This is a genomic window from Chitinophaga deserti, assembly GCF_003149455.1.
Lineage (GTDB): Bacteria > Bacteroidota > Bacteroidia > Chitinophagales > Chitinophagaceae > Chitinophaga > Chitinophaga deserti.
In genome coordinates, this window is the sequence record NZ_QFFK01000004.1 from 58,553 (window position 1) to 78,048 (window position 19,496).

11 protein-coding genes are annotated in these 19,496 nt (G+C 52.3%); 5 read left to right on the plus strand and 6 right to left on the minus strand.

Going from position 1 to position 19,496, the window contains the following annotated elements; all coding sequences use genetic code 11:
- The first annotated feature begins 53 nt into the window (after positions 1-53).
- Positions 54-1,667 carry a bacillithiol biosynthesis cysteine-adding enzyme BshC gene (gene bshC / locus DEV76_RS10090; RefSeq protein ID WP_157962811.1) on the plus strand — a complete coding sequence of 538 codons (1,614 nt, stop codon included), beginning with the start codon at positions 54-56 and terminating at the stop codon, positions 1,665-1,667.
- Positions 1,668-1,671: 4 nt separating this feature from the next.
- Here the strand turns inward: bshC and DEV76_RS10095 are convergent, their stop codons facing one another.
- On the minus strand, positions 1,672-3,903 hold the full coding sequence (locus DEV76_RS10095; RefSeq protein ID WP_198652012.1) for an FUSC family protein: 2,232 nt from the start codon (positions 3,901-3,903) through the stop codon (positions 1,672-1,674).
- Between the two features lie 376 nt (positions 3,904-4,279).
- On the opposite strand from DEV76_RS10095, the gene smc reads away from it, so the two are divergent.
- The 3 genes from smc (at position 4,280) to DEV76_RS10115 (ending at position 12,204) form a co-directional block, all read left to right on the plus strand.
- Positions 4,280-7,810: a chromosome segregation protein SMC gene (smc, locus tag DEV76_RS10105; protein ID WP_109697788.1), complete on the plus strand. Its 3,531-nt coding sequence runs from the start codon at positions 4,280-4,282 to the stop codon at positions 7,808-7,810.
- A 127-nt stretch (positions 7,811-7,937) separates the two neighbouring features.
- Positions 7,938-9,401 carry an MFS transporter gene (locus DEV76_RS10110; RefSeq protein ID WP_109698170.1) on the plus strand — a complete coding sequence of 488 codons (1,464 nt, stop codon included), beginning with the start codon at positions 7,938-7,940 and terminating at the stop codon, positions 9,399-9,401.
- A gap of 514 nt (positions 9,402-9,915) precedes the next feature.
- A complete protein-coding gene (locus DEV76_RS10115) occupies positions 9,916-12,204 on the plus strand; it encodes a DUF7133 domain-containing protein (RefSeq protein WP_109697789.1) in 2,289 nt (762 codons plus the stop codon).
- Positions 12,205-12,208: 4 nt separating this feature from the next.
- Here the strand turns inward: DEV76_RS10115 and DEV76_RS10120 are convergent, their stop codons facing one another.
- Positions 12,209-12,880, minus strand: coding sequence for an SDR family NAD(P)-dependent oxidoreductase (locus DEV76_RS10120; RefSeq protein WP_157962812.1), 672 nt, complete (start codon positions 12,878-12,880; stop codon positions 12,209-12,211).
- A 189-nt stretch (positions 12,881-13,069) separates the two neighbouring features.
- Between DEV76_RS10120 and DEV76_RS10125 the strand changes: the two genes are divergently transcribed.
- Positions 13,070-13,705, plus strand: coding sequence for a LuxR C-terminal-related transcriptional regulator (locus DEV76_RS10125; RefSeq protein WP_198652013.1), 636 nt, complete (start codon positions 13,070-13,072; stop codon positions 13,703-13,705).
- Here DEV76_RS10125 and DEV76_RS10130 read toward each other — a convergent pair whose 3' ends face one another.
- The 4 genes from DEV76_RS10130 to DEV76_RS10145 all read right to left on the minus strand — a co-directional run bounded on the left by DEV76_RS10130 (position 13,706) and on the right by DEV76_RS10145 (position 19,402).
- Positions 13,706-14,251 carry a DUF192 domain-containing protein gene (locus DEV76_RS10130; protein WP_198652014.1) on the minus strand — a complete coding sequence of 182 codons (546 nt, stop codon included), beginning with the start codon at positions 14,249-14,251 and terminating at the stop codon, positions 13,706-13,708.
- A gap of 87 nt (positions 14,252-14,338) precedes the next feature.
- Positions 14,339-15,520: an aminofutalosine synthase MqnE gene (mqnE, locus tag DEV76_RS10135; protein ID WP_109697792.1), complete on the minus strand. Its 1,182-nt coding sequence runs from the start codon at positions 15,518-15,520 to the stop codon at positions 14,339-14,341.
- Entirely contained in the window at positions 15,517-17,634 is a 2,118-nt protein-coding gene (locus tag DEV76_RS10140) for a M43 family zinc metalloprotease (RefSeq protein WP_198652015.1), read from the minus strand. Before DEV76_RS10140 ends, mqnE begins: the two co-directional genes overlap by 4 nt.
- 133 nt (positions 17,635-17,767) lie before the next feature.
- The gene (locus tag DEV76_RS10145; protein WP_198652016.1) at positions 17,768-19,402 is read right to left on the minus strand and encodes a NupC/NupG family nucleoside CNT transporter; all 1,635 of its coding nucleotides are present in this window, start codon (positions 19,400-19,402) and stop codon (positions 17,768-17,770) included.
- Between the last annotated feature and the right edge of the window lie 94 nt (positions 19,403-19,496).

Genomic DNA, 19,496 nt, shown 5'->3' on the forward strand with positions numbered 1-19,496 from the left:
GTAGATTCGTAATGGTTTAATGACGTAAATTCGTGTCCTCAAATTTTGATTCAGTGATTCAACATATCAATCCGGCGATTGCTTTCCATACGATACCGATTGCAGAAACAGGTTACTTCAGTCCTATCATCGCCAATTTCCTCTCCGGACAGGCGCCCCTGCGCGACTTTTACGAATACAATCCGGCCGCTCCAGACTTTGCCATGGCTATGAAGGTGAAGGAAGGGCAGGCCCTCCGCCGGGACATTCTGGCAGAAACCCTCTATCAGCAATACCGCCACCTGGAAATCAGGGAGGAAGTACGCGCTAACATAGGGCTGTTACAGGCTACCAACACCTTTACCGTCTGTACTGCCCATCAGCCCAACATTTTTACCGGTTATCTTTATTTCGTATATAAGATTCTTCAAACAGTCAAACTGTCGCGCGATCTCGCACTGCAGTATCCTGGCAAGCACTTCGTTCCCGTGTATTACATGGGCAGTGAAGATGCCGACCTCGACGAACTGGGCTCCATTTTCCTGGACGGGCGCAAGCTTACCTGGGAAACGGACCAGACCGGCGCAGTAGGACGTATGCGTACGGAAGGATTGGAGGAGATGATTAAATCCATCGGCGACAGCATCGGTTACCTGCCGCATGCCCCCGAGCTGCTGGAAACCCTCCGTAAAGCCTATTTAGGGCACGGAAACATCCAGGAGGCCACCCTGAGCCTCGTAAACGACCTTTTCGGCTGTTACGGCCTCGTAGTGCTCATTCCTGACCATCCCAACTTTAAACGGCAGCTGATTCCCGTCATGAAGGAAGAGCTGCTGGAACAAAGCTCCGAGAAGATTGTCACTAAAACAATCGACAAACTGGCAGCCCATTTTAAGGTTCAGGCTACTCCGCGAGAAATAAATCTTTTCTATCTCCGCGATTATCAACGCGAAAGAATCGTTAAAGATGGGGAAGTGTGGAAAGTATTACACACCCCACTGTCCTTTACACGCGACGAATTGCTCGCTGAACTGGAGGCCAACCCGGAGCGTTTCAGTCCTAACGTGATCCTCCGTGGCATTTTACAGGAAACAATCCTTCCTAATATCGCTTTTATCGGCGGTGGCGGTGAAGTAGCGTACTGGCTCGAACTGAAAGATCTTTTCCATCACCATAAAGTACCGTACCCCGCGGTGCTGCTGCGCAACTCCTTCCTCTGGGTGCGCCGGGAAGAACACGCCCGTCTGTCAAAGCTGGGCCTTTCTCCCGATGCGCTTTTTGAAGACACCGGTCTCCTCATCAGCAAGTTCGTTCACGCCCATACGAACGCCAGCCTCGTGCTGCGCGATGAATATGCTGCCGTGGAAAAGCTGTTTAACGAACTGGAAGAAAAAGCGAAGCAAATTGATATAACACTGGGCGCCAGCGTGAATGCGGAGCGATCCAGGGCTGTTAAATCCATCGGGAAGCTGGAACATAAGTTCCTGCGTGCGGAAAAGAAGAAGTTTGCCTGGCAAACGGAGCAGATACAAACGGTGAAAGACCGCCTTTTCCCTGGTAACTCCCTGCAGGAGCGGAAGGAAAACCTGCTGCCTTACTATGCGGAATACGGGCCGGCGTTCTTCGATCATATCCTGCAATTCTCCATCCCCGTCACCGATCAGTTCATCATCGTAACGGAACTGTAAATCATCAGTCGGTAATCTCGGCCCCGCGAATGGCGGCCTTCTTCATGTCTTTCAGGACGGTATGCAGCGCCTGGAGCTGATCGCGTACATGCTTAATTTCCAGCATTTCCGCACGCTCCGTAGTATGTCCCTGGCCCTGGTTGATCTGCTCCTGCCGTACGGTAATGAGCTGTGTAAGCCTGTCTTCCAGCGAATGGAAGGCGGAAGGCACCTCAGGATCGCTGCCCCAAGTTCCCGCATTTACATATTCAGCCACCTGGTCCATCAGCAGGTTGAGATAAAGGAGGATATCCTTATACTCCGGCCGCTGGTATTCCAGCCGGTGCTGCAGTGCGTAGGCAGATAGCTGGGCGATGTGGCTGGAGAGGGAATGGCTCAGCACCACGAAATGATACAGCTGGGAGCCGTGTTTCTGTTTGCTCTTTGGTTCCGACAGCATCCGCTGGAAAGCGGAGGTAAGGTTGGCCGTGGATACGTGTACATCTTTCCGTGCCAGCTTGTAGGCGATAAGGCTGAAAGGCTTGTCTGTATACAAGTTGGTTACTTCCCGGAGGTATTGCTGGTTGGCAATCATTGTTTTTACCATGTAATCGGGGAGGAAGCGGTATTCCCAGCTGGGCCAGAAGATGTAGTTAAACAGGAAGGCGATGCCTCCGCCGATCACGGTATCCAGCACACGCTGGGTTACATTGTCGAAATCGGCCGGGTGGAGGAAGTGGAGCAGGAATACTATAAATGGTGTCATAAACACCACGCTCGTAATATAATGGTACGTCTGGAAGCTGTAAGCACCCAGAATGCAGATGAGCATGACGGAGAAGATGACCACGTCGTTCTTGGTCAGGTACAGGATGCCCGCGGCACAGAAAGCGCCGATGAGCGTGCCTATGATACGCTGGTAACTACGGGTTTTGGTGAGACTGAAACCGGGTTTCATGATCACCATGATTGTGAGCAGGATCCAGTAGGTTTTGCTCAGGTGCAGCAGGTGCCCCAGCATAAAGCCCGCCACCATCGCCAATGCCGTACGCAGGGCGTGGCGGAAGATGTGGGAATTGAAGGTGAGGTTGTTGCGGAAAGTTTCCACATCGTAACGCTGCCGCGTGGTGAACTTGGACAGCTCCAGCTGATGGTCGAACGAGGCCTCCTTAGCCCTTTCCAGCCGGGTGAGGCGGTGGAGGTTATAGAGGCGCTGGGCGATATGCTCGAGGTTATCGAATATACTGTCGAAGGGAATAAGGTCTGCCCGTTCCCGTAGTGTGGCAAACGACGACTGGTGGGCTTTAAACGCCCTGCGGGATTTTTCCAGCTCTAGTTTAAGGTTCACATGCGGCATAGACCGTAATCCGGCAGATACGGCGATGCCAATATTATCCAGCTCATCGGCAAACTGTACAATGGTGTGCTGCAGCTGTTCGATGACCTGTGTACCGGCGAAGCGCTTTTGAAGAGAGGTATAATCGATCTGGGAGGCCATGAACTGCTCGTGCATATCCACCAGGTCGAGGAAAATGAGCACCATGCTTTTGGAAATGGAGGTGGTTCCCTGCTGGGCGGAGCGCATTTTAAGCAACAGTTCCCGCACGGCTTCCATTTTCTCATTCACGATCACCTGCTGGGCAAGTACATCCCTGTAAGTGGTGGTAATATCTTTTTCGGGGCGGTAGAAGTCGGCCCGGAGGCGGAGGTATTTAGCGGTTTGCTGGATGCAGTCGCCCAGCGTTTGCTGCACCGTCAGGTAAGGCCTGATCTGCCAGAGGAGGAGAGCCAGGAGGGCATACCATATGGAGCCGCTGAGGGTGTACAGGGAAACATGGATGGCCTGTTGCCAGGTAAGGCTTTCAGCCATGACGGATACCATCACGAGGAGGCCCCCCACGCCGATGTTGCCGCCACGGTTGCCGTAAATGAGCAGCATACTGTAAAAGAAGCTGCAAAGGCCTACCCAAACCACGAGTGCCGGGGTGTAGGGCAGGAGCAGGCCCGTGCCGAGGGCGGTGAGGAATATCAGGATGGTGCTGATAATCAGTCCGTTCCGCTTATGAATAATAGTGCCGGGAACATCCGCCAGGGCGGTGCAGAGGGCACCCATGGAGATGGCGATACCTGTGGTGAGGTGGCCGCTAAGACCGAAAATAAGGGAGGGAACAACCACGCTCAGTGTAGTGCGCAGGCCGTTGCTGAAATGGTAACTAAAAATAAAGGCTTTCGCTTCTTTGGTCCAACGTTCTTGCATTGCGGGCAAAATTACGAATAATGCTGGCATCCCCTACGGGAGAATGGGCAGTCAGTATCGATTCGATTGTGAGCGTATTTTGTTCGTTATCAGTAAGATAGTGTATATTGATTACAATTGCAGTGCATAAATTATCCCCATGTGTGTATAAATTCCTTATCCACATTATAGGGTTTGCAACTAACTTACTGTGAATTGATCGAATGCCCCGGATGCCATATCTGAAAACCGCCGCCACGGCAGGCAACCCCGCTCAGTGCTGGAATCAGCAGAATTCGATTATCTTTGGCGGCCAAATCATGGCGGAGGAATGTTCCGGGGGAATGCAATTCCGGGGGATTTCCGATCCATCTTTTTCATTCGTAATCCGACAAATGTGCGTTTAAAAACATTAGAGATCAAAGGTTTCAAAAGTTTTGCGGACAAAACCGTACTGCATTTCGACGAAGGCGTGACTGGTGTTATTGGCCCGAACGGCTGTGGAAAGAGTAATATTATTGACTCTATCCGCTGGGTAATCGGCGAACACAAGATCTCTAACCTCCGTTCCGAAAACCAGGCCGGCCTCGTCTTCAACGGCTCGCGTACCCGCTCCGCAAGCGGTATGGCGGAAGTGAGCCTCACTTTCGAAAACACCAAGAACGTACTGCCCACCGAGTTCACCACGGTTACGATCACACGCAAATTCTACAAAAACGGCGATTCGGAATACCGTCTCAACGATGTAGCCTGCCGCCTGAAAGATATCCATAACCTCTTCATGGACACCGGTGTTTCCACAGACTCCTACGCTATTATCGAGCTGGGGATGGTGGACGACATTATCAAAGACAAGGAGAACTCCCGCCGCCGCATGCTGGAACAGGCTGCCGGCATCTCCATTTACAAAACCCGTAAAAAAGAGGCTAAATCCAAACTGGACGCCACCGAAGGCGACCTTAACCGTATTGAGGATCTCCTCTTTGAGATCAATAACAACCTCAAAACCCTCGAAAGCCAGGCCCGCAAAGCAGAACGCTATTACGAGATCAAGAAAGACTATAAAGAAGCCAGTATAGAGCTCGCCAAAGCTGCACTGGAAGGTTTTAACATCACCTTCCGCGACCTTACCGAGCAGCAACAGCAGGAAACCGACCGCAAAATGGCCCTCGAAGCCGAGATATCGACAGACGAGGCCGCCGTGGAGCAGGATAAACTGCACTTCGTTGCCAAAGAACGCGAACTCCAGGTGCTGCAACGCGCCTTCAACGAACTGGTATCCACTATCAGAACGAAGGAGAACGATAAAAACCTCGCCTCCCAGCAACTCACCTACCTCCGCGAAAGGGAAAAAGGCATCGCCGACTTCCTGAACAATGCGGAAGGGCAACTGAACGGCCTCACCGAATCCATCGCCTTCACCGAAACGCAGGTGGCTGATGAAGCCGAAGTATTCGAATCCATGCAGGACGAGCTGGAAACCCTGAAGGAAATGGTTGACGAGAAGAAAGACCATTTCGCAGAAAAGAAACTCCACCTCGAGAACCTCCGCCGCGATCAGCAGCAATGGCAGCGCCAGCAGTTTGAAGCGGAAAAGAAAGTGGCCGTAGCCGATACCTCCGTTCAGAACCTTCAGCGCGGCATTCAGCAACTGCAGGAGGAGAAAACAAACCGCCAGGCACAGATCCAGCAGCTGGAAGAAGAGAAAACCACCCTGCAGGACTCTTTAGAGAATGCCAAAGAAGAACTGGAAGACATGATTGCCTTCCAGGAAGAAACCAAAGGCAAGATCCTCGCCACGCAGGGAGAAATAGAAGGCCTGCGCGACAAGCTGGTAGATGAAAACAGGAAGCTCGATTCCCGCAAGAATGAATACGACCTGCTCAAATCGCTGGTAGACAGTCTGGAAGGCTACCCCGAATCCATCAAGTTCCTCAAGAAGAACAATGAATGGAACAATAAGGCACCCATCCTTTCCGATATATTTTTCTGTAAGGAAGATTACCGCACCTGCATCGAAAACCTGCTGGAGCCGTATCTGAACTACTATGTGGTAAATAATGCCGAGGAAGCCATTCAGGCCATCCGCCTGCTCGACGGCAATAAGAAAGGCAAGGCCAACTTCTTCATCCTCGATCAGTTCAACCACCAGGCAGGCAGCCTCTTTACGCCTCCGGGTACCATACCCGCGCTGGATGTGGTGGAAATTGATGAGAAGTATAAAGGATTGGGTAACTACCTCCTCGGTAAAGTTTTCGTAGCAGAAAACCTCACCGCCATCAATTTCAGCGAGCTTCCCGAACAGGATGTGCTCATTACCGAGAAATCGGGTAAGATGCACCGCGGTAAGTACAGCATGAACGGTGGTTCCGTAGGCCTGTTCGAAGGTAAGAAACTGGGCCGCGCCAAGAACCTCGAGAAGCTGGATGCAGAGATCCGCGAACTGGAAACTGCCGTGGGCAGCCTGAAAGCACAGCTGCAGGCTAAGCACGACGAAGTACTGGGGTATAACAGTCAGCTGAACGAAAACAAGATCAACGCAGCCCGTGAGCGCGTCAATCAACTGAATAATCAACTTTTCGGCCTGCAAAACCGGATCGAGAACTTCCATCACCTCATTGAGACGGGTAACAAACGCCTCGCTGAAATGGATGCCTCCCTCGCCGCCAACGAGCAATCCATCTCCACCGTGCGTGATGAACTGGACGGCCTGAACGAGCGGGTGCACGGTTTGCAGGATAGCATCGTGGCTGCTGAGAAATCCAGCATGGAAGCAGAGCAGCAGTTTAACCAGGCCAGCGTACAGTATAATAACCAGAACCTCCAGCATACACGCCAGCAAAGCAAAGTGCAGGCACTGCGGCAGGAGCTGGAATTCAAGCGCAAGCAACTGTCTGACCTCCATGTGCAGATCGAAAGCAACCGCAAACAGCAGGAAGATACCGCAGGTAACATCGCCGCTGCGGAAGACAGGCTCACCACTTCTGAAGACGGACTGATAGAACTGTTCCGCCGCCGCGAAGAAGAAGAGAAAGCCGTAAACGAAAAAGATCAGGAATATTATAACTTCCGTAACCACCTCCAGGAACTGGAAAGCGTGCTCCGCTCCAAGCAGAAAACGCGCGATATGCTCGATCAGCAGCTAAACCAGATCAAAGACAAGGTAAACGAGCTGAAGCTGCAGCTGGCCTCTATGAAGGAACGCCTCAGCGTGGAGTTTAAAGTGAACCTCGATGAGATACTGGATGAAGACCGCACCGGCACGCAACCTGTGGAAGAGCTGCAGGCCAATGCGGAAAGACTGAAGAAGCGCCTCGAGAACATGGGTGAGATTAACCCTACCGCCATTGAAGCTTATACCGAGATGAAGAAGCGGTACGAGTTTATCCTCGAACAGAAGAACGACCTGGTAAGCGCCAAGGAATCACTGCTGGCTACTATCCAGGAAGTGGAATCCACCGCTAACCAGAAGTTCCTCGACACGTTCAACCAGGTAAAGGAAAACTTCATCCGCGTATTTAAAGCGCTGTTTACGGAAGAAGACCAGTGTGATATGATCCTGAACGACCCTACCAACCTGGCGGATACCGGTATCGAGATCATCGCAAAGCCTAAAGGTAAACGTCCTGCTGCCATCACACAGCTGTCGGGCGGGGAGAAGACCCTTACCGCTACGGCCCTGCTGTTCGCTATTTACCTCATCAAGCCCGCGCCGTTCTGTATCCTCGATGAGGTGGACGCTCCGCTGGATGATGCCAACGTGGGTAAATTCACCAACATGATCCGCAAATTCTCCGATAACTCACAGTTTATCATCGTAACGCACAACAAGCAAACGATGGCGGCGGTAGACGTGATTTACGGGGTAACCATGCAGGAGCCCGGTGTGAGCAAGCTGGTACCGGTAGACTTCCGGAGCCTCAATTAACGATTACTGCGAATTAAAAATAACAACAGGCGCTTCCATACCGGGAGCGCCTGTTGCCGTTTAATTTCAAGGCCTGAAACAGCCGTATCCGGCACAAAGATTGTACCCCAACCCCCAAACCGGGTACATGAACTTACAGCCGAAAGATGAATTGACGGAGCAGGAGGTAGCGAAAGGCCTGAGAAAGGTGGTATGGGACGGGTTGTTTTCGGAAGCGATGACAACGCTGACGGGTGGTGCGTTCATCATTGCCATGGCGCTGCTGCTGGATGCCAACAACCTGCAGCTGGGGTTAATCGCAGCCCTGCCTACTATGGTAAATATGTTCCAGCTGATCTCCGTGTGGCTGGTGCGGCAGTTCAACAACCGGCGGGCCATTACCGTAATATGCTCCCTGCTTGCTCGCTTTCCCCTGGTGCTGGTGGGATTGGTACCCATTCTCTTTCCCGGATATCTTACCCTCGAACTGCTAATTCCCGTGCTGTTCTTCTACTACCTGTCCGGCGCAATAGCCGGCGCCAGCTGGAATTCCTGGATGAAAGACCTTATCCCCGACAATCAGCTGGGCGCATTCTTTGGCAGGCGCAGTTCGCTCATGCAAACACTCAACGTGGTACTGAGCCTGTTACTGGCATTGGGGCTCGATTTTATGAAAGACTTTTACCCCGGATGGGAGCTGCAGAGCTATGGAGCCATGTTTGTGCTGGCGGGAGTATCAGGAATTATTGGCTCTTCCATGCTGGCAACCACGCCTGAGCCGAAGAAAATAATGCCGCGGGAAAACATCTTTGTCATGCTCCGCCGCCCCCTGCGCGATCCCAATTTCAGAAGGTTGCTGGTGTTCAACTCCGCCTGGGTGTTTGCGGTGAATATCGCTTCGCCGTTCTTCAATGTGTTTATGATGAAAAGCATGGGGCTGCCATTGTCTTACATCATTGGATTCACCATCCTGAGCCAGGTGAGCAGTATCCTCACCATCCGCGTGTGGGGCAAGTTTGCGGACCGGTATAGTAACAAGACGATCATCGCCATCGGGGCGCCGTTATATATCATTTGTCTGCTCGCCTGGTGCTTCGTAGGTATCTACACCTCCCTGTGGCCCAACCTGCTGTTACTGGGGCTAATTCATATCCTGATGGGCTTGTCGAATGCGGGGATCAACCTCAGTCTTACAAACATCGGCCTGAAGCTGGCGCCCACGGCAGATGCCATCATCTATCTTTCTGCAAAGAACATTATTACGGCCGTCTTTTCCGCTCTTGCTCCGCTGGCAGGTGGTTTACTGGCCGATTATTTCACGGGCCGTCACCTGAAAGTGGAAGCGGAATTAGGTGGCCCGCGCTGGACGAAATCCCTCCATATCATAGAGCTGCAGGACTGGAATTTCCTTTTCCTCTTTGGTGCATTGCTGGGTTTTTTGGCGGTGAACCTGTTAGGTAAAGTAAAAGAACAGGGAGAAGTAGAGAAGGATGTGGTGGTGCGTATTATGCGAAGCTCCCTGCGCAATAACCTGAAGGATAACTTCGTGACGGGCAGCCTCATGAACGGATACACGCAGCTGAAAGATGTGTTCAGGAGGAAGTTTTTCTGAGTATGCTAATTGAATTTTTCCACCTGCTACATTCCGGTAATAAAAGTACCGGTTCCAGCAGGATCGGATAACCGCTGATCAATTTTTACATCGTTTTACTTTTCCATACTAACTGAAGGAGGGAAAGATATGTGCTGTTAAAATCATATCAGAAACGCCCATTTCATCCTTCAAGCACTGTTCAGTAATCCTTCAGTCATCCTTCAGTTAAGCATTATCCTTCCCTAAGGGACCACTGAAGGATGACTGAAGGATGGTAGAACAATTAATTCATTTTGAATCAGTTATAAAACGGGCAAATAAAGCAGTTTTGATAGTTTATTAACCCTATAATGCAGTGCGCCCACAGTTACCTGTCTCCCGTCTTCAACAACACAGCTTACCATTGATACTGTTGTTACCCTGCTGCATCGCTCATTTGCCCTTTAGCGCTGTATATTTGCCTGTTACTTCAAATTTTGACTATAGGGGCAGGATTTGTATATTATCGGCTAAATACAATCGATTTCTAAGCATGCAGGGAGGCTTTCATTCAAAGGTTAGTTGGTTTATAGGAATAACCCTCATATTAGGGGCGCTGGCAGCCTGCCAGCAAAACGGGAAAGGCGGGAAGGATGATTCCCTCGCCATGCGCAGGGATTTTGCAGAAAGCCCCGTGCTTTCACCTGCGGAAGCCCTCAAAGCTTTCCGGACTGAAGAAGGGTTTCAAGTCCGGCTCGTAGCCGCAGAACCTCAGGTAATAGTACCCGTAGCCATGACCTTCGATGAACGTGGCCGCATGTGGGTCGCGGAAATGACAGGCTATATGCCCGATACCTCCGGTACGGGTGAAGATATTCCTAACGGAAAAATCGTGATCCTCGAAGATACCAATGGCGACGGTTCTGCCGATATCCGCACCATCTTCCTCGACTCCCTTATACTCCCCCGTGCACTTTGCTTAGTAGGTAACGGGCTGCTGGTAGCAGAACCGCCCCGAATGTGGTATGTTGAGATCAACGGTGATAAGCCCGGCCGTAAAACCCTCGTGGATTCCCTCTATACAGAAGGCGGCAATGTGGAGCATCAGCCCAACGGTTTGTTCCGGGCCATGGATAACTGGATCTACTCCGCCAAATCCTCCAAGCGCTACCGCCTGCAAAACGGCAAATGGCTGAAGGAAGAAACCCACTTCCGCGGGCAATGGGGCATTACGCAGGACGATCAGGGAAGACTTTACTTCAACAACAACTCCGAGAACCTGCTGGGCGACTACTTCTCCCCGGGCCTCGGCCGCATTAACTCCAACCAGCGCCGCGTGGCGGGATTCGATGAAAACATCGTACCCGATAACCGTACATATCCCATCCGCCCGACTCCGGGTGTGAACCGCGGGTATATGAAAGGGGTGCTGGACGATAGTTTGCGCCTCGTCAATTTCACCGCCGCCTGCGGTCCCGTAATTTACAGGGATAACTTCTTCGGGGAAGGCTATAATGGCAACGCCTTCGTGGCAGAGCCATCCGCCAATCTCATCAAACGCAACATCCTGCAAGATAGCAGTGTGTTTGTACGCGGTAAGCAGGCTTATCAGGGAAAAGAATTCCTGGCCAGTACAGATGAGCGCTTCCGGCCCGTAAACCTTTATACCGGGCCCGATGGCGCGCTTTATGTACTGGATATGTACCGCGGCATCATCCAGCACAAAACTTACCTCACGCCTTATCTAAAAAACGAGATCGGGATGCGCGGATTAACCGATCCGCTTAACTGCGGCCGCATCTACCGCATCTTCCCGGAAAACAAAAAGCCGGAAACCTTCCGCCTCAGTAACGATCCTGCTACATGGGTAGCCGCGCTGGATCATCATAACGGCTGGATCCGCGACAAAGCACAGCAAATGCTGACAGATTTAGGCAAATCTGATATGGTTCCTCAACTCCGTGCGCGTTTGCAACAACCGGGCATTGGACGCATCCATGCCATGTGGGCACTGGAAGGACTGCAAGCCCTCACCGCAGCCGACCTTCTGCCGCTGCTGGATGTAATAGACCCGCAATTGTGCAGGCAGGCCCTGGCAGCAGTGCCTTCCGTACTCAACGCCGCTAATGTGGCACTGCTGCGCACCAGACTGGCCGAAGTTGCAACTACGGAACAAACCGCCGCTATGGCAGCCTATGTGCTGCCATACCTCGCCAAATACGATGCTGCAGGGGCACAAACCATCCTCAGCACTATATGGAAACAATTCCCGAACGATAAGATCGTGGCGGATGCGGTAATCAGTAATGTGAAAGACAGGGAACAGGCATTGCTGACTGCAATTATCACCTGGAGCAGCGATACGAATCTGGTAGTACGCCGCAGACTGGAGAAAGTACTGGTGGATATCACCAATCACCGCAAGGCACGGCTCGATGAAGCCCTTGTACGTGAATACCCCCGCGGTAATCTTCTGTTTAAAACCATCTGTCAAACCTGCCATGGAGCAGATGGCGATGGCATCCAATCGCTCGCTCCGCCACTCAATCACTCTGAGCTGGTTACGGGAAAGAAAGAACGCCTCATCGCCATCGTGCTATATGGACTCACCGGTCCGGTGCAGGTGAATGGTAAAGTGTATAAATCTCCCGAGATCAATGGCGATATGCCGGGCATTGCCAGCAACGACGAGTTCTCTGATGGCGACATCGCCCAGCTCCTCAGCTTCATCCGCAATGCGTGGAGCAACAAAGCGGATAAAGTGACGGAAGGCGATGTACAGGCCGTTCGCAGAAAGTACAAAGGCCGTCAGAAGTCGTTTACCATGGAGGAGCTGCAGTAATTACCTACAACGCAAAATGCTTTCCTGTAGCTACGTTGCGGAATTCCCCGCTGTTTTTCTGCGTCTGTATGATATCAAGAATGCCTGCTGCCGAAGCTTCGGGCAGGAGGGGAGCCTGATCGCCGCCCAGTTTAGTACGTACCCAGCCGGGATGTATGGCAGTTACCGTTATTTTCTTTTCTGTTAACCGCTGCGCCAGCATTTTGGTGTAGATGTTCACCGCACCTTTAGACATGCGGTAGGCAGGGCCGTTCATGGCTACTTCCGTAAGCAGCGCCATGTCTGTAGAGATATTCACGATCTGTCCGCCGGGAGGCACCAAACCTACCACCGCTTCGGTGAAAAACACGAGGCCGGTAACATTGGTGGAGAAGGTGTTTTCGAAAGAGGCACGCTCGGGAACGGTATGGAACACATCATCGGCCACGCCGGCGTTGTTCACCAGCAGGTCAATAGAAGTAGCCATGCGGGTGATGGCCTGCTTGCACGCTTCGATGCTGGCGGCATCGCGCACATCGAGCTGGAGACAGTAAAGCTGGGGGTGGCTGAGCGCATCGATGTACCCGGTGCGGGAGGTGCCGATCACGCGGTAGCCCTGACCGAGCAGTTTACCGGCCAGTGCCAGTCCGATGCCTGCATTGGCGCCGGTGATGAGTGCAGTATAAGGTCGCTTCATGAGAGAGGTTTGCGCAAAATTATCCTCCGTAATGGGCCATGGGCTACGCATTATCTCGTAATTTTTCGCCTAAACTTATCTAAGTAAAAATCCCTACCACATAACCATGTGATACGGCTCCGCTAACGCATGCATTTTCAGCACTTGATAAGTAATATTGTGTTAAAGACCTCAAAAAGCCAAATAAGTATGAAGATCAGGCTGGGAATTGCCGACGCTCACCAGGTGATCGGCAAAGGGATAGCGGCCATGCTTTCACCACATTCGCATATCGAAACCGTATTTTCGCTCACGGACTGGCGGGAGCTGTCTCACGAAATGAACCGTGCACCGGCAGACGTGTTGCTGCTGGACCTTCACATGCCGGAACAGAATGTTTCTGCTCTATGCAAGATCATCCGCAGGGATTTTCCGGAATGCCGTATCGTAGGCATGTCGGGCTCACAGGAAGCAGTTCAGGTGAAGCAGGTGATGCGAGCCGGGGCGGCTGGCTACCTGTTAAAGAGTATGGACGAAGAAGGCCTGCTCTCGGCCGTGGAAACGGTGTATGAAGGGAAACAGTATATCGATACCAAAGTAAAATCCATGCTGCTGGAGGATTTGTTTCAGCACAGGAAAAGGGTGCGGAAGAAAGATGTGCTGACGCGGCGTGAAACCGAGATTCTGGAACTGATTGCCCGTGAATTCAGCAGCCGGGAGATAGCGGATAAGCTGTTTGTCAGCCTGCGGACCGTTGATACCCATCGTTTCAACATCATACAGAAGTTGCAGGTAAAAAACGCCGCAGGACTGATCAAGGAAGCTTACAAGCGCGGGCTTGTCTGATTATTTCTGAATGGTGAAATCGATTTTGTCACCTACCTGTACATGGAATTTGTCGGAGAACCCGGCAATGGTTTCCACTACATATTGCGCCGGCTTCAGGGAAGGCACGCCGTCTTCGCTGAGCGGTGTGGTGTATTTGCGGATGGAAACGATTTCTTTGTTAGCATCCACGTACATGATATCGAGGGAGATGTAGGTATTCTTCATCCAGAAAGATTGCTCCTGAGCAGACTCGAAGATGAACAGCATACCCTGGGTATCTTCCATGGATTTGCGGTTCATGAGGCCGAGGGCTCTTTCCTCATCTGTTTGTGCCAGTTCAATATCGATCGTTCTGATCGTATCACCTTTCGCTTTACTGATAAAAGACAAAACGCCTTCTTTGGTGAACACGGGGCCATCGGCTTTAGGTGTTGGAGTAGTAACGCTGGTAGCAGCGGTATCGCCACCTGCGGAGGCGTCTTGGTTCTGTTGCCCGCTTTTCGGCTGGCATGCTGCCAGGTACATTGCGCCGGTGAGGGCCAGTACCAGGTTGAGTTGCTTCATTTTACGGAATTTTGAGGATTGAAGGTAGTAAAAAAGCAAAAGAGGAAAAGCATGGCCTTTCCTCTTTTGGAAATATTAACAGTTCATTCAGTTCGATAGCTCTTCATCGGTGAATTCCACATTGGTGAAATCCGCGATTTCGTTATACACCGTATCGCGCTCAATAGGTGCCCTTCCGGCCTGGCGGATGAGCATGGCCAGCTGGGCAGTGCTCATAGCGGGTGTTTGCTCTTCGGCGCCTGCCATGGAGTAGATCTTGGTGGTATCGTCGATCGTACCATCGAGGTCGTTTACACCGAATGCCAGTGTGAGCTGTGCGGTGCTGCGGCCAAGCATGGGCCAGTAGGCTTTAAGGTGGGGGAAGTTATCCATGTACAGGCGGGCCACGGCGTACATCTTCAGGTCTTCCACGATGGAGGACTCCGGTACGTTTTCCATCTCATTATCCTTGTTACGGAACTTGAGGGGGATGAAGGTGTTGAAGCCATGTGTTTCGTCCTGCAGTTGGCGGAGTTTCTCCATATGATCCACTCTGTGCCAGTATTCTTCGATATGGCCGTACAGCATTGTTGCGTTGGTGACCATGCCGGTATTGTGTGCGGCTTTATGGATAGCGAGCCATCCTTCACCGTCTACTTTATCATGACAGATTTTAGCACGGATATCCGGGTGGAAGATCTCTGCTCCGCCGCCGGGCATGCTCTGGAGACCAGCTTCATGCATGAGGCGCATGCCTTCTTCGGTGCTCACTTTGGCTTTGCGGAACATATAGTCCAGCTCCACAGCGGTGAAACCTTTGATATGAAGATCGGGCCGGTGCGCTTTGATCTTGCGCATGAGGTCCATGAAGAAATCGAGCTGCATTTTGGGATGTACGCCGCCCACGATGTGGACTTCGGTAACGGGCTGGCCATCATACTTCTTTACGATGTCGAGCATTTCATCGATGCTCAGTTCCCAGCCTTCTTCCCTGTTTTTATATAGTTTGGAGTAGGAGCAGAATCTGCAGGTAAATACACAAACGTTGGTAGGCTCGATATGAAAGTTGCGGTTGAAGTACGTTTTGTTGCCGTGCATCCTTTCGCGAACGTGATTGGCGAGGGCGCCCAGCAATCCGATATCTCCTTTTTCAAACAGCACGATGCCATCTTCCTGCGTAATCCGTTCCTGCGCCAATACCTTGTCTGCAATGGTTTTCAGCTGCTTATCGAGAGTTGTAGCTGCAAGGAGGGCGGCAAGCGCCGGTTTCGGTCCTAAGTTCGTCGTCATTTTGCTTTCACTATTTTATAAGTCCTCACCTGTTGGCTGTAAAATAACTTTACAAAGTAAACACCATTTGCCGCATTTACCAAATCAATTGTAACCCTGTTACCGCTCCGCTGCAGCGATTCCCGGCGGTAAACCTGGCGCCCCATGGCATCAAAAACCGCAATACCGCGAAGGTCTTCCGGCCATTGGAGGAATTCGATGAAGAACCGCTCCGAGAAAGCGTTTGGCCATATGAGGATACCTTTCTCGCGGAGGTCCGGATGCACCGGACTGGTGAGGAGCTGAATATTGTCGAGATACACGTTGTTTTCCCAGTTGGAGGTGTTGCGGAACGCCACACGGAAGGGCCTTCCTTTCACAATATGGGTTAGCTCCACGGTGTCTTTCCGCCATTCACCGGCGGCGGGGTAAAACTCAGCATCTGCAGGCGTGCGGCGGGTAATGAGCGTTTCACCCCATTTCTTGTATCCGGTGGGTTCGAAGGTTACGCCACAATCGAAGGTTAGCAACACTTCCAGCGTATCCCACATATTATCGGGGGTATTTACCGGTGTGGTGGTAGCTGCCGAAATGTCGAATATCAGTTTCACCGAATCTGAACCGGATGGGCTCATAAGCGGGCCCAGCAGGTCGTCGGTGGCATGGTTCACATCATAGAAGTAGTTGCGCAGCACTACGGAATGCCCGCTTCCGCTGCCATAATCCGTCCGCTGCCAGGTAAGCCCACGGTCGGGGTTCACGATGGTAAAGCCGGCGGGAGGGAAGGCCGTGCCTTCGAAGCCCTCTGCTGCCGGGTACCCCGCTGGTGCGGCATAAGCCATAGATGAGGTGGCAGTATCGTTATCCGCCTGCTGATCGGCTACGCCGTTGGGCAGGTGGGTATACACTTTAAATTCAAAACTTCCCTGCGCCACGTTGAATGCAGGCAGTGCTACGGTAGTTTGTGCCAGGGATGCCAGGTTGCCGGTCCAGTTATAGGACACGGGCGCCCCGTTGCCCACGGTGTAACGGATCACCACATTGGTGAGCGGTGCGGAGCCGCGGTTTTTCAGTACTACCGAAGGTGTTTGCGAAACATCGCAGAGATAGCCTGAAGGGCGTGTTACAGACAGTATGGAGGCATCGTTGGGCAGGAGGTTCACCGGCTGGCAGCCGTCGGAAAACAGGAGGGAAGTGCGCTGTGTTTCAAGGGAATTACGCATCCGGTCAGACTGGCCGGAGGTAAAGAAATGCATGCAGGCATCGTTCGCATAGTCCATGTAATTCATGTACATGATCCCGGGCGCTGCAGGGGTACAGGCATCGGTGAGTACGCCTGCCGGACAATCATACGTTTGCTCGCTCTGGAGAGGCGTGTCGGCCACCTGGTCGTCGTCGTTGCAGGAAGCGGATTCATCGTTCCCCCAGATGTGATACAGGTGGAGGAAGTGCCCGATTTCATGGGTGAGGGTACGGCCGAGGTTGAAGGGAGCACGGGCAGAACCTGTACTGCCAAAGGCCCTGTAATGCACCACAACACCCTGCTCTTCCGGCACATACAGTTGCGGGAAGGTGGCTACGCCGAGGTAGTTTTCATCCAGCTCGCATACCCAGATGTTGAGGTAGCGGTCGCTGTCCCATGCTGCGGCCCCGCCGCTGGAAGTGTATTTCACACTGGCTGCAGCGCCGGTAATGGGGAAGGAGCGGTTGGAAACGGTGCGGGTAATGCCATTGGTAGGGTCTCCGTCGGGTGTTCGTGCCGCGAGGCAGAACTGGATCTCAGGATTGCCGGTAAGGCCCTGCCATACGGCGGGCACCTGAGAAACATCGGTATTCTGGGCGAGATAGTCGAGGTTGAGGGAAGCGAGCTGGCCGAGGATCTGGGCTTCGGTTACCACCGAAGGGTCGGGCAGCACGATGTGCACCACTACGGGGATGGTGACGCGCGAAAACGTCCGGAAGGGAGCGGGCTGGCTTTTATCGCGGCGCAGCGACTTTTCCATTTGCCGGAGGGTTTCCTGCAGCCGGGGAGCGGAGCGGAGCTTCTTTTCGAGAGCGATATCCGTTCCGCATTTGCGTTGTGCGAAAGCGGCGGTAGACGTGGCCAGCAGGGCGATCAGGATAAAAATGCGCAAGCGGTAGTGGTTATAGGTGATAGTGATATGATCTGACGTAAAAGTAAACAGACGAAACGGTATTTGGAGGGGGCCCCGGTAAAAAGGCGGAATTTCCCGTCCAACAGGCCACATAGCGGCATGGTTTATTCCGTTAGCTCAGTGCCCCGGCTATACACCCGCACATGAGGCAGGCGATGGTTCCGCCGATGAGCGCTTTGATACCCAGTTCCGTAAGGTTTTTCCGCTGATTGGGGGCCAGCTGGCTGATACCCCCTATCTGGATACCGATAGACGCGAAGTTGGCGAAGCCGCACAAGGCGTACGTGGCTATCAGCATGGATTTAGGGTCGGTTATCACCCGCGCTTCCTTCATTTGCGTCAGCGACTGGTACGCCAGAAACTCGTTCAGCACGGTTTTGATGCCCAGTAGTTGCCCTACGGCCAGTATATCCGCAGAAGCTACGCCTATGAGCCATGCCACAGGGGAAAACAGGTATCCCAGCAGCATTTCCAGTGAAAGTGCCTGGTACCTGCCACCGCTCATGGTGGCGATGTAGGGATTGAGATTGGTCTGATCACCTACCCAGCCCAGCATGCCATTTACGACATACATCATGGCGGTGAACACTATAAGCATGGCACCAACATTTACGGCCAGTTTGAGGCCGTCGGTAGTACCGAGGGATAAGGCATCGAGGAAGTTATCGCCCAGTTTCTCTTTTGGAATCTGCAGATCTTTCTGGATGAGGTGGTCCTGTGTTTCAGGGAACAGCAGCTTGGCACACACGATGGCTGCGGGGGCGCTCATGATGCTCTGGCTGAGCATGTGGAGTGAAAAATACTCCTTGGCCAGTTCATCGGTACCGCCCAGCATACCCACATAAGCGGCCATTACACTGCCTGCGGTATTGGCGAACCCGCCTACCATGATACACATGATCTCGGAGCGGGTCATTTTATCGAGGTAAGGCCGGATCATAAGGGGAGCCTCCGTTTGCCCGAGAAAAATGTTGGCGGCGGTGGAAAGACTTTCGGCACCCGAGATCCGCATTTTATTCAGCAGGTAAGCAAACACATACACGATCTTCTGCAGGATGCCGAGGTAGTAGAGGATAGACGACAGGGCCGCGAAGAAGATGATGTTGGGAAGTACCTGAACGGCAAAGATATAAGCCCAGGAGCCGGAAGGATCTGCCAGCTTCCCGAACATGAAATCCGTTCCTTTATGGCTGAGGTTGATAAGATCTACGAATGAGCGGGATACAGTGCTTAAAGAGCGGCGGAATACATCCTGAGGGCACCATTGCAGGTAAACAGACAGGGTGAGCAGGAAGCATGCAGCCAGTACGGTCCATTTCAGTAATTCGAGGGTCCGTTTGGGGAGGTAACGGGCCATGAGGAGGATGGGCACGAGACCAATTGCGAAAGCCACGGCAGGCAGTGGGTATTGCGGACTGCGGATAATACCGAAGAAGAAACCCGCCAGTGCCAGTAAAGCCAGCAGCCAGCTGATGGCATCTGCCTTCAGTTCAAACCCTTCCTTCGACTTCCGGATAACCCTGCGTACGGTGAATACGGTAATGGCTATACCAAAGAATAGCCAGAATACCGGCTGCCCGCCCGCCCGGGTATCCAGCACACCCATGGCAAACATGATCTGGGCTATGAGGCCTATCCCAACAAGTTTCCAGTTTACTGCTCTCCGGTTGTTGCTCAGGAGGTAACAAACGAGCACAAGAAATGTCATGCCCAATGTCCCACGGGCAATATTCTCCCAATGTAACATACTGTTAGAAAGTAAGATAAGGTCAAAACAAGAGGTGATACACCCGGCAAAATAAGGAAAGTAAATAATACTATATTAAAATAGGAATAAAAAT

Bases quoted from the DNA above. Each gene is read 5' to 3' on its own strand.
- DEV76_RS10095 (WP_198652012.1), bottom strand. From the start codon at position 3,903: ATGCAAGAACGTTGGACCAAAGAAGCGAAAGCCTTTATTTTTAGTTAC.
- DEV76_RS10110 (WP_109698170.1), top strand. From the start codon at position 7,938: ATGAACTTACAGCCGAAAGATGAATTGACGGAGCAGGAGGTAGCGAAA.
- DEV76_RS10115 (WP_109697789.1), top strand. From the start codon at position 9,916: ATGCAGGGAGGCTTTCATTCAAAGGTTAGTTGGTTTATAGGAATAACC.
- DEV76_RS10120 (WP_157962812.1), bottom strand. From the start codon at position 12,880: ATGAAGCGACCTTATACTGCACTCATCACCGGCGCCAATGCAGGCATC.
- DEV76_RS10125 (WP_198652013.1), top strand. From the start codon at position 13,070: ATGAAGATCAGGCTGGGAATTGCCGACGCTCACCAGGTGATCGGCAAA.
- DEV76_RS10130 (WP_198652014.1), bottom strand. From the start codon at position 14,251: ATGAAGCAACTCAACCTGGTACTGGCCCTCACCGGCGCAATGTACCTG.
- mqnE (WP_109697792.1), bottom strand. From the start codon at position 15,520: ATGACGACGAACTTAGGACCGAAACCGGCGCTTGCCGCCCTCCTTGCA.
- DEV76_RS10145 (WP_198652016.1), bottom strand. From the start codon at position 19,402: ATGTTACATTGGGAGAATATTGCCCGTGGGACATTGGGCATGACATTT.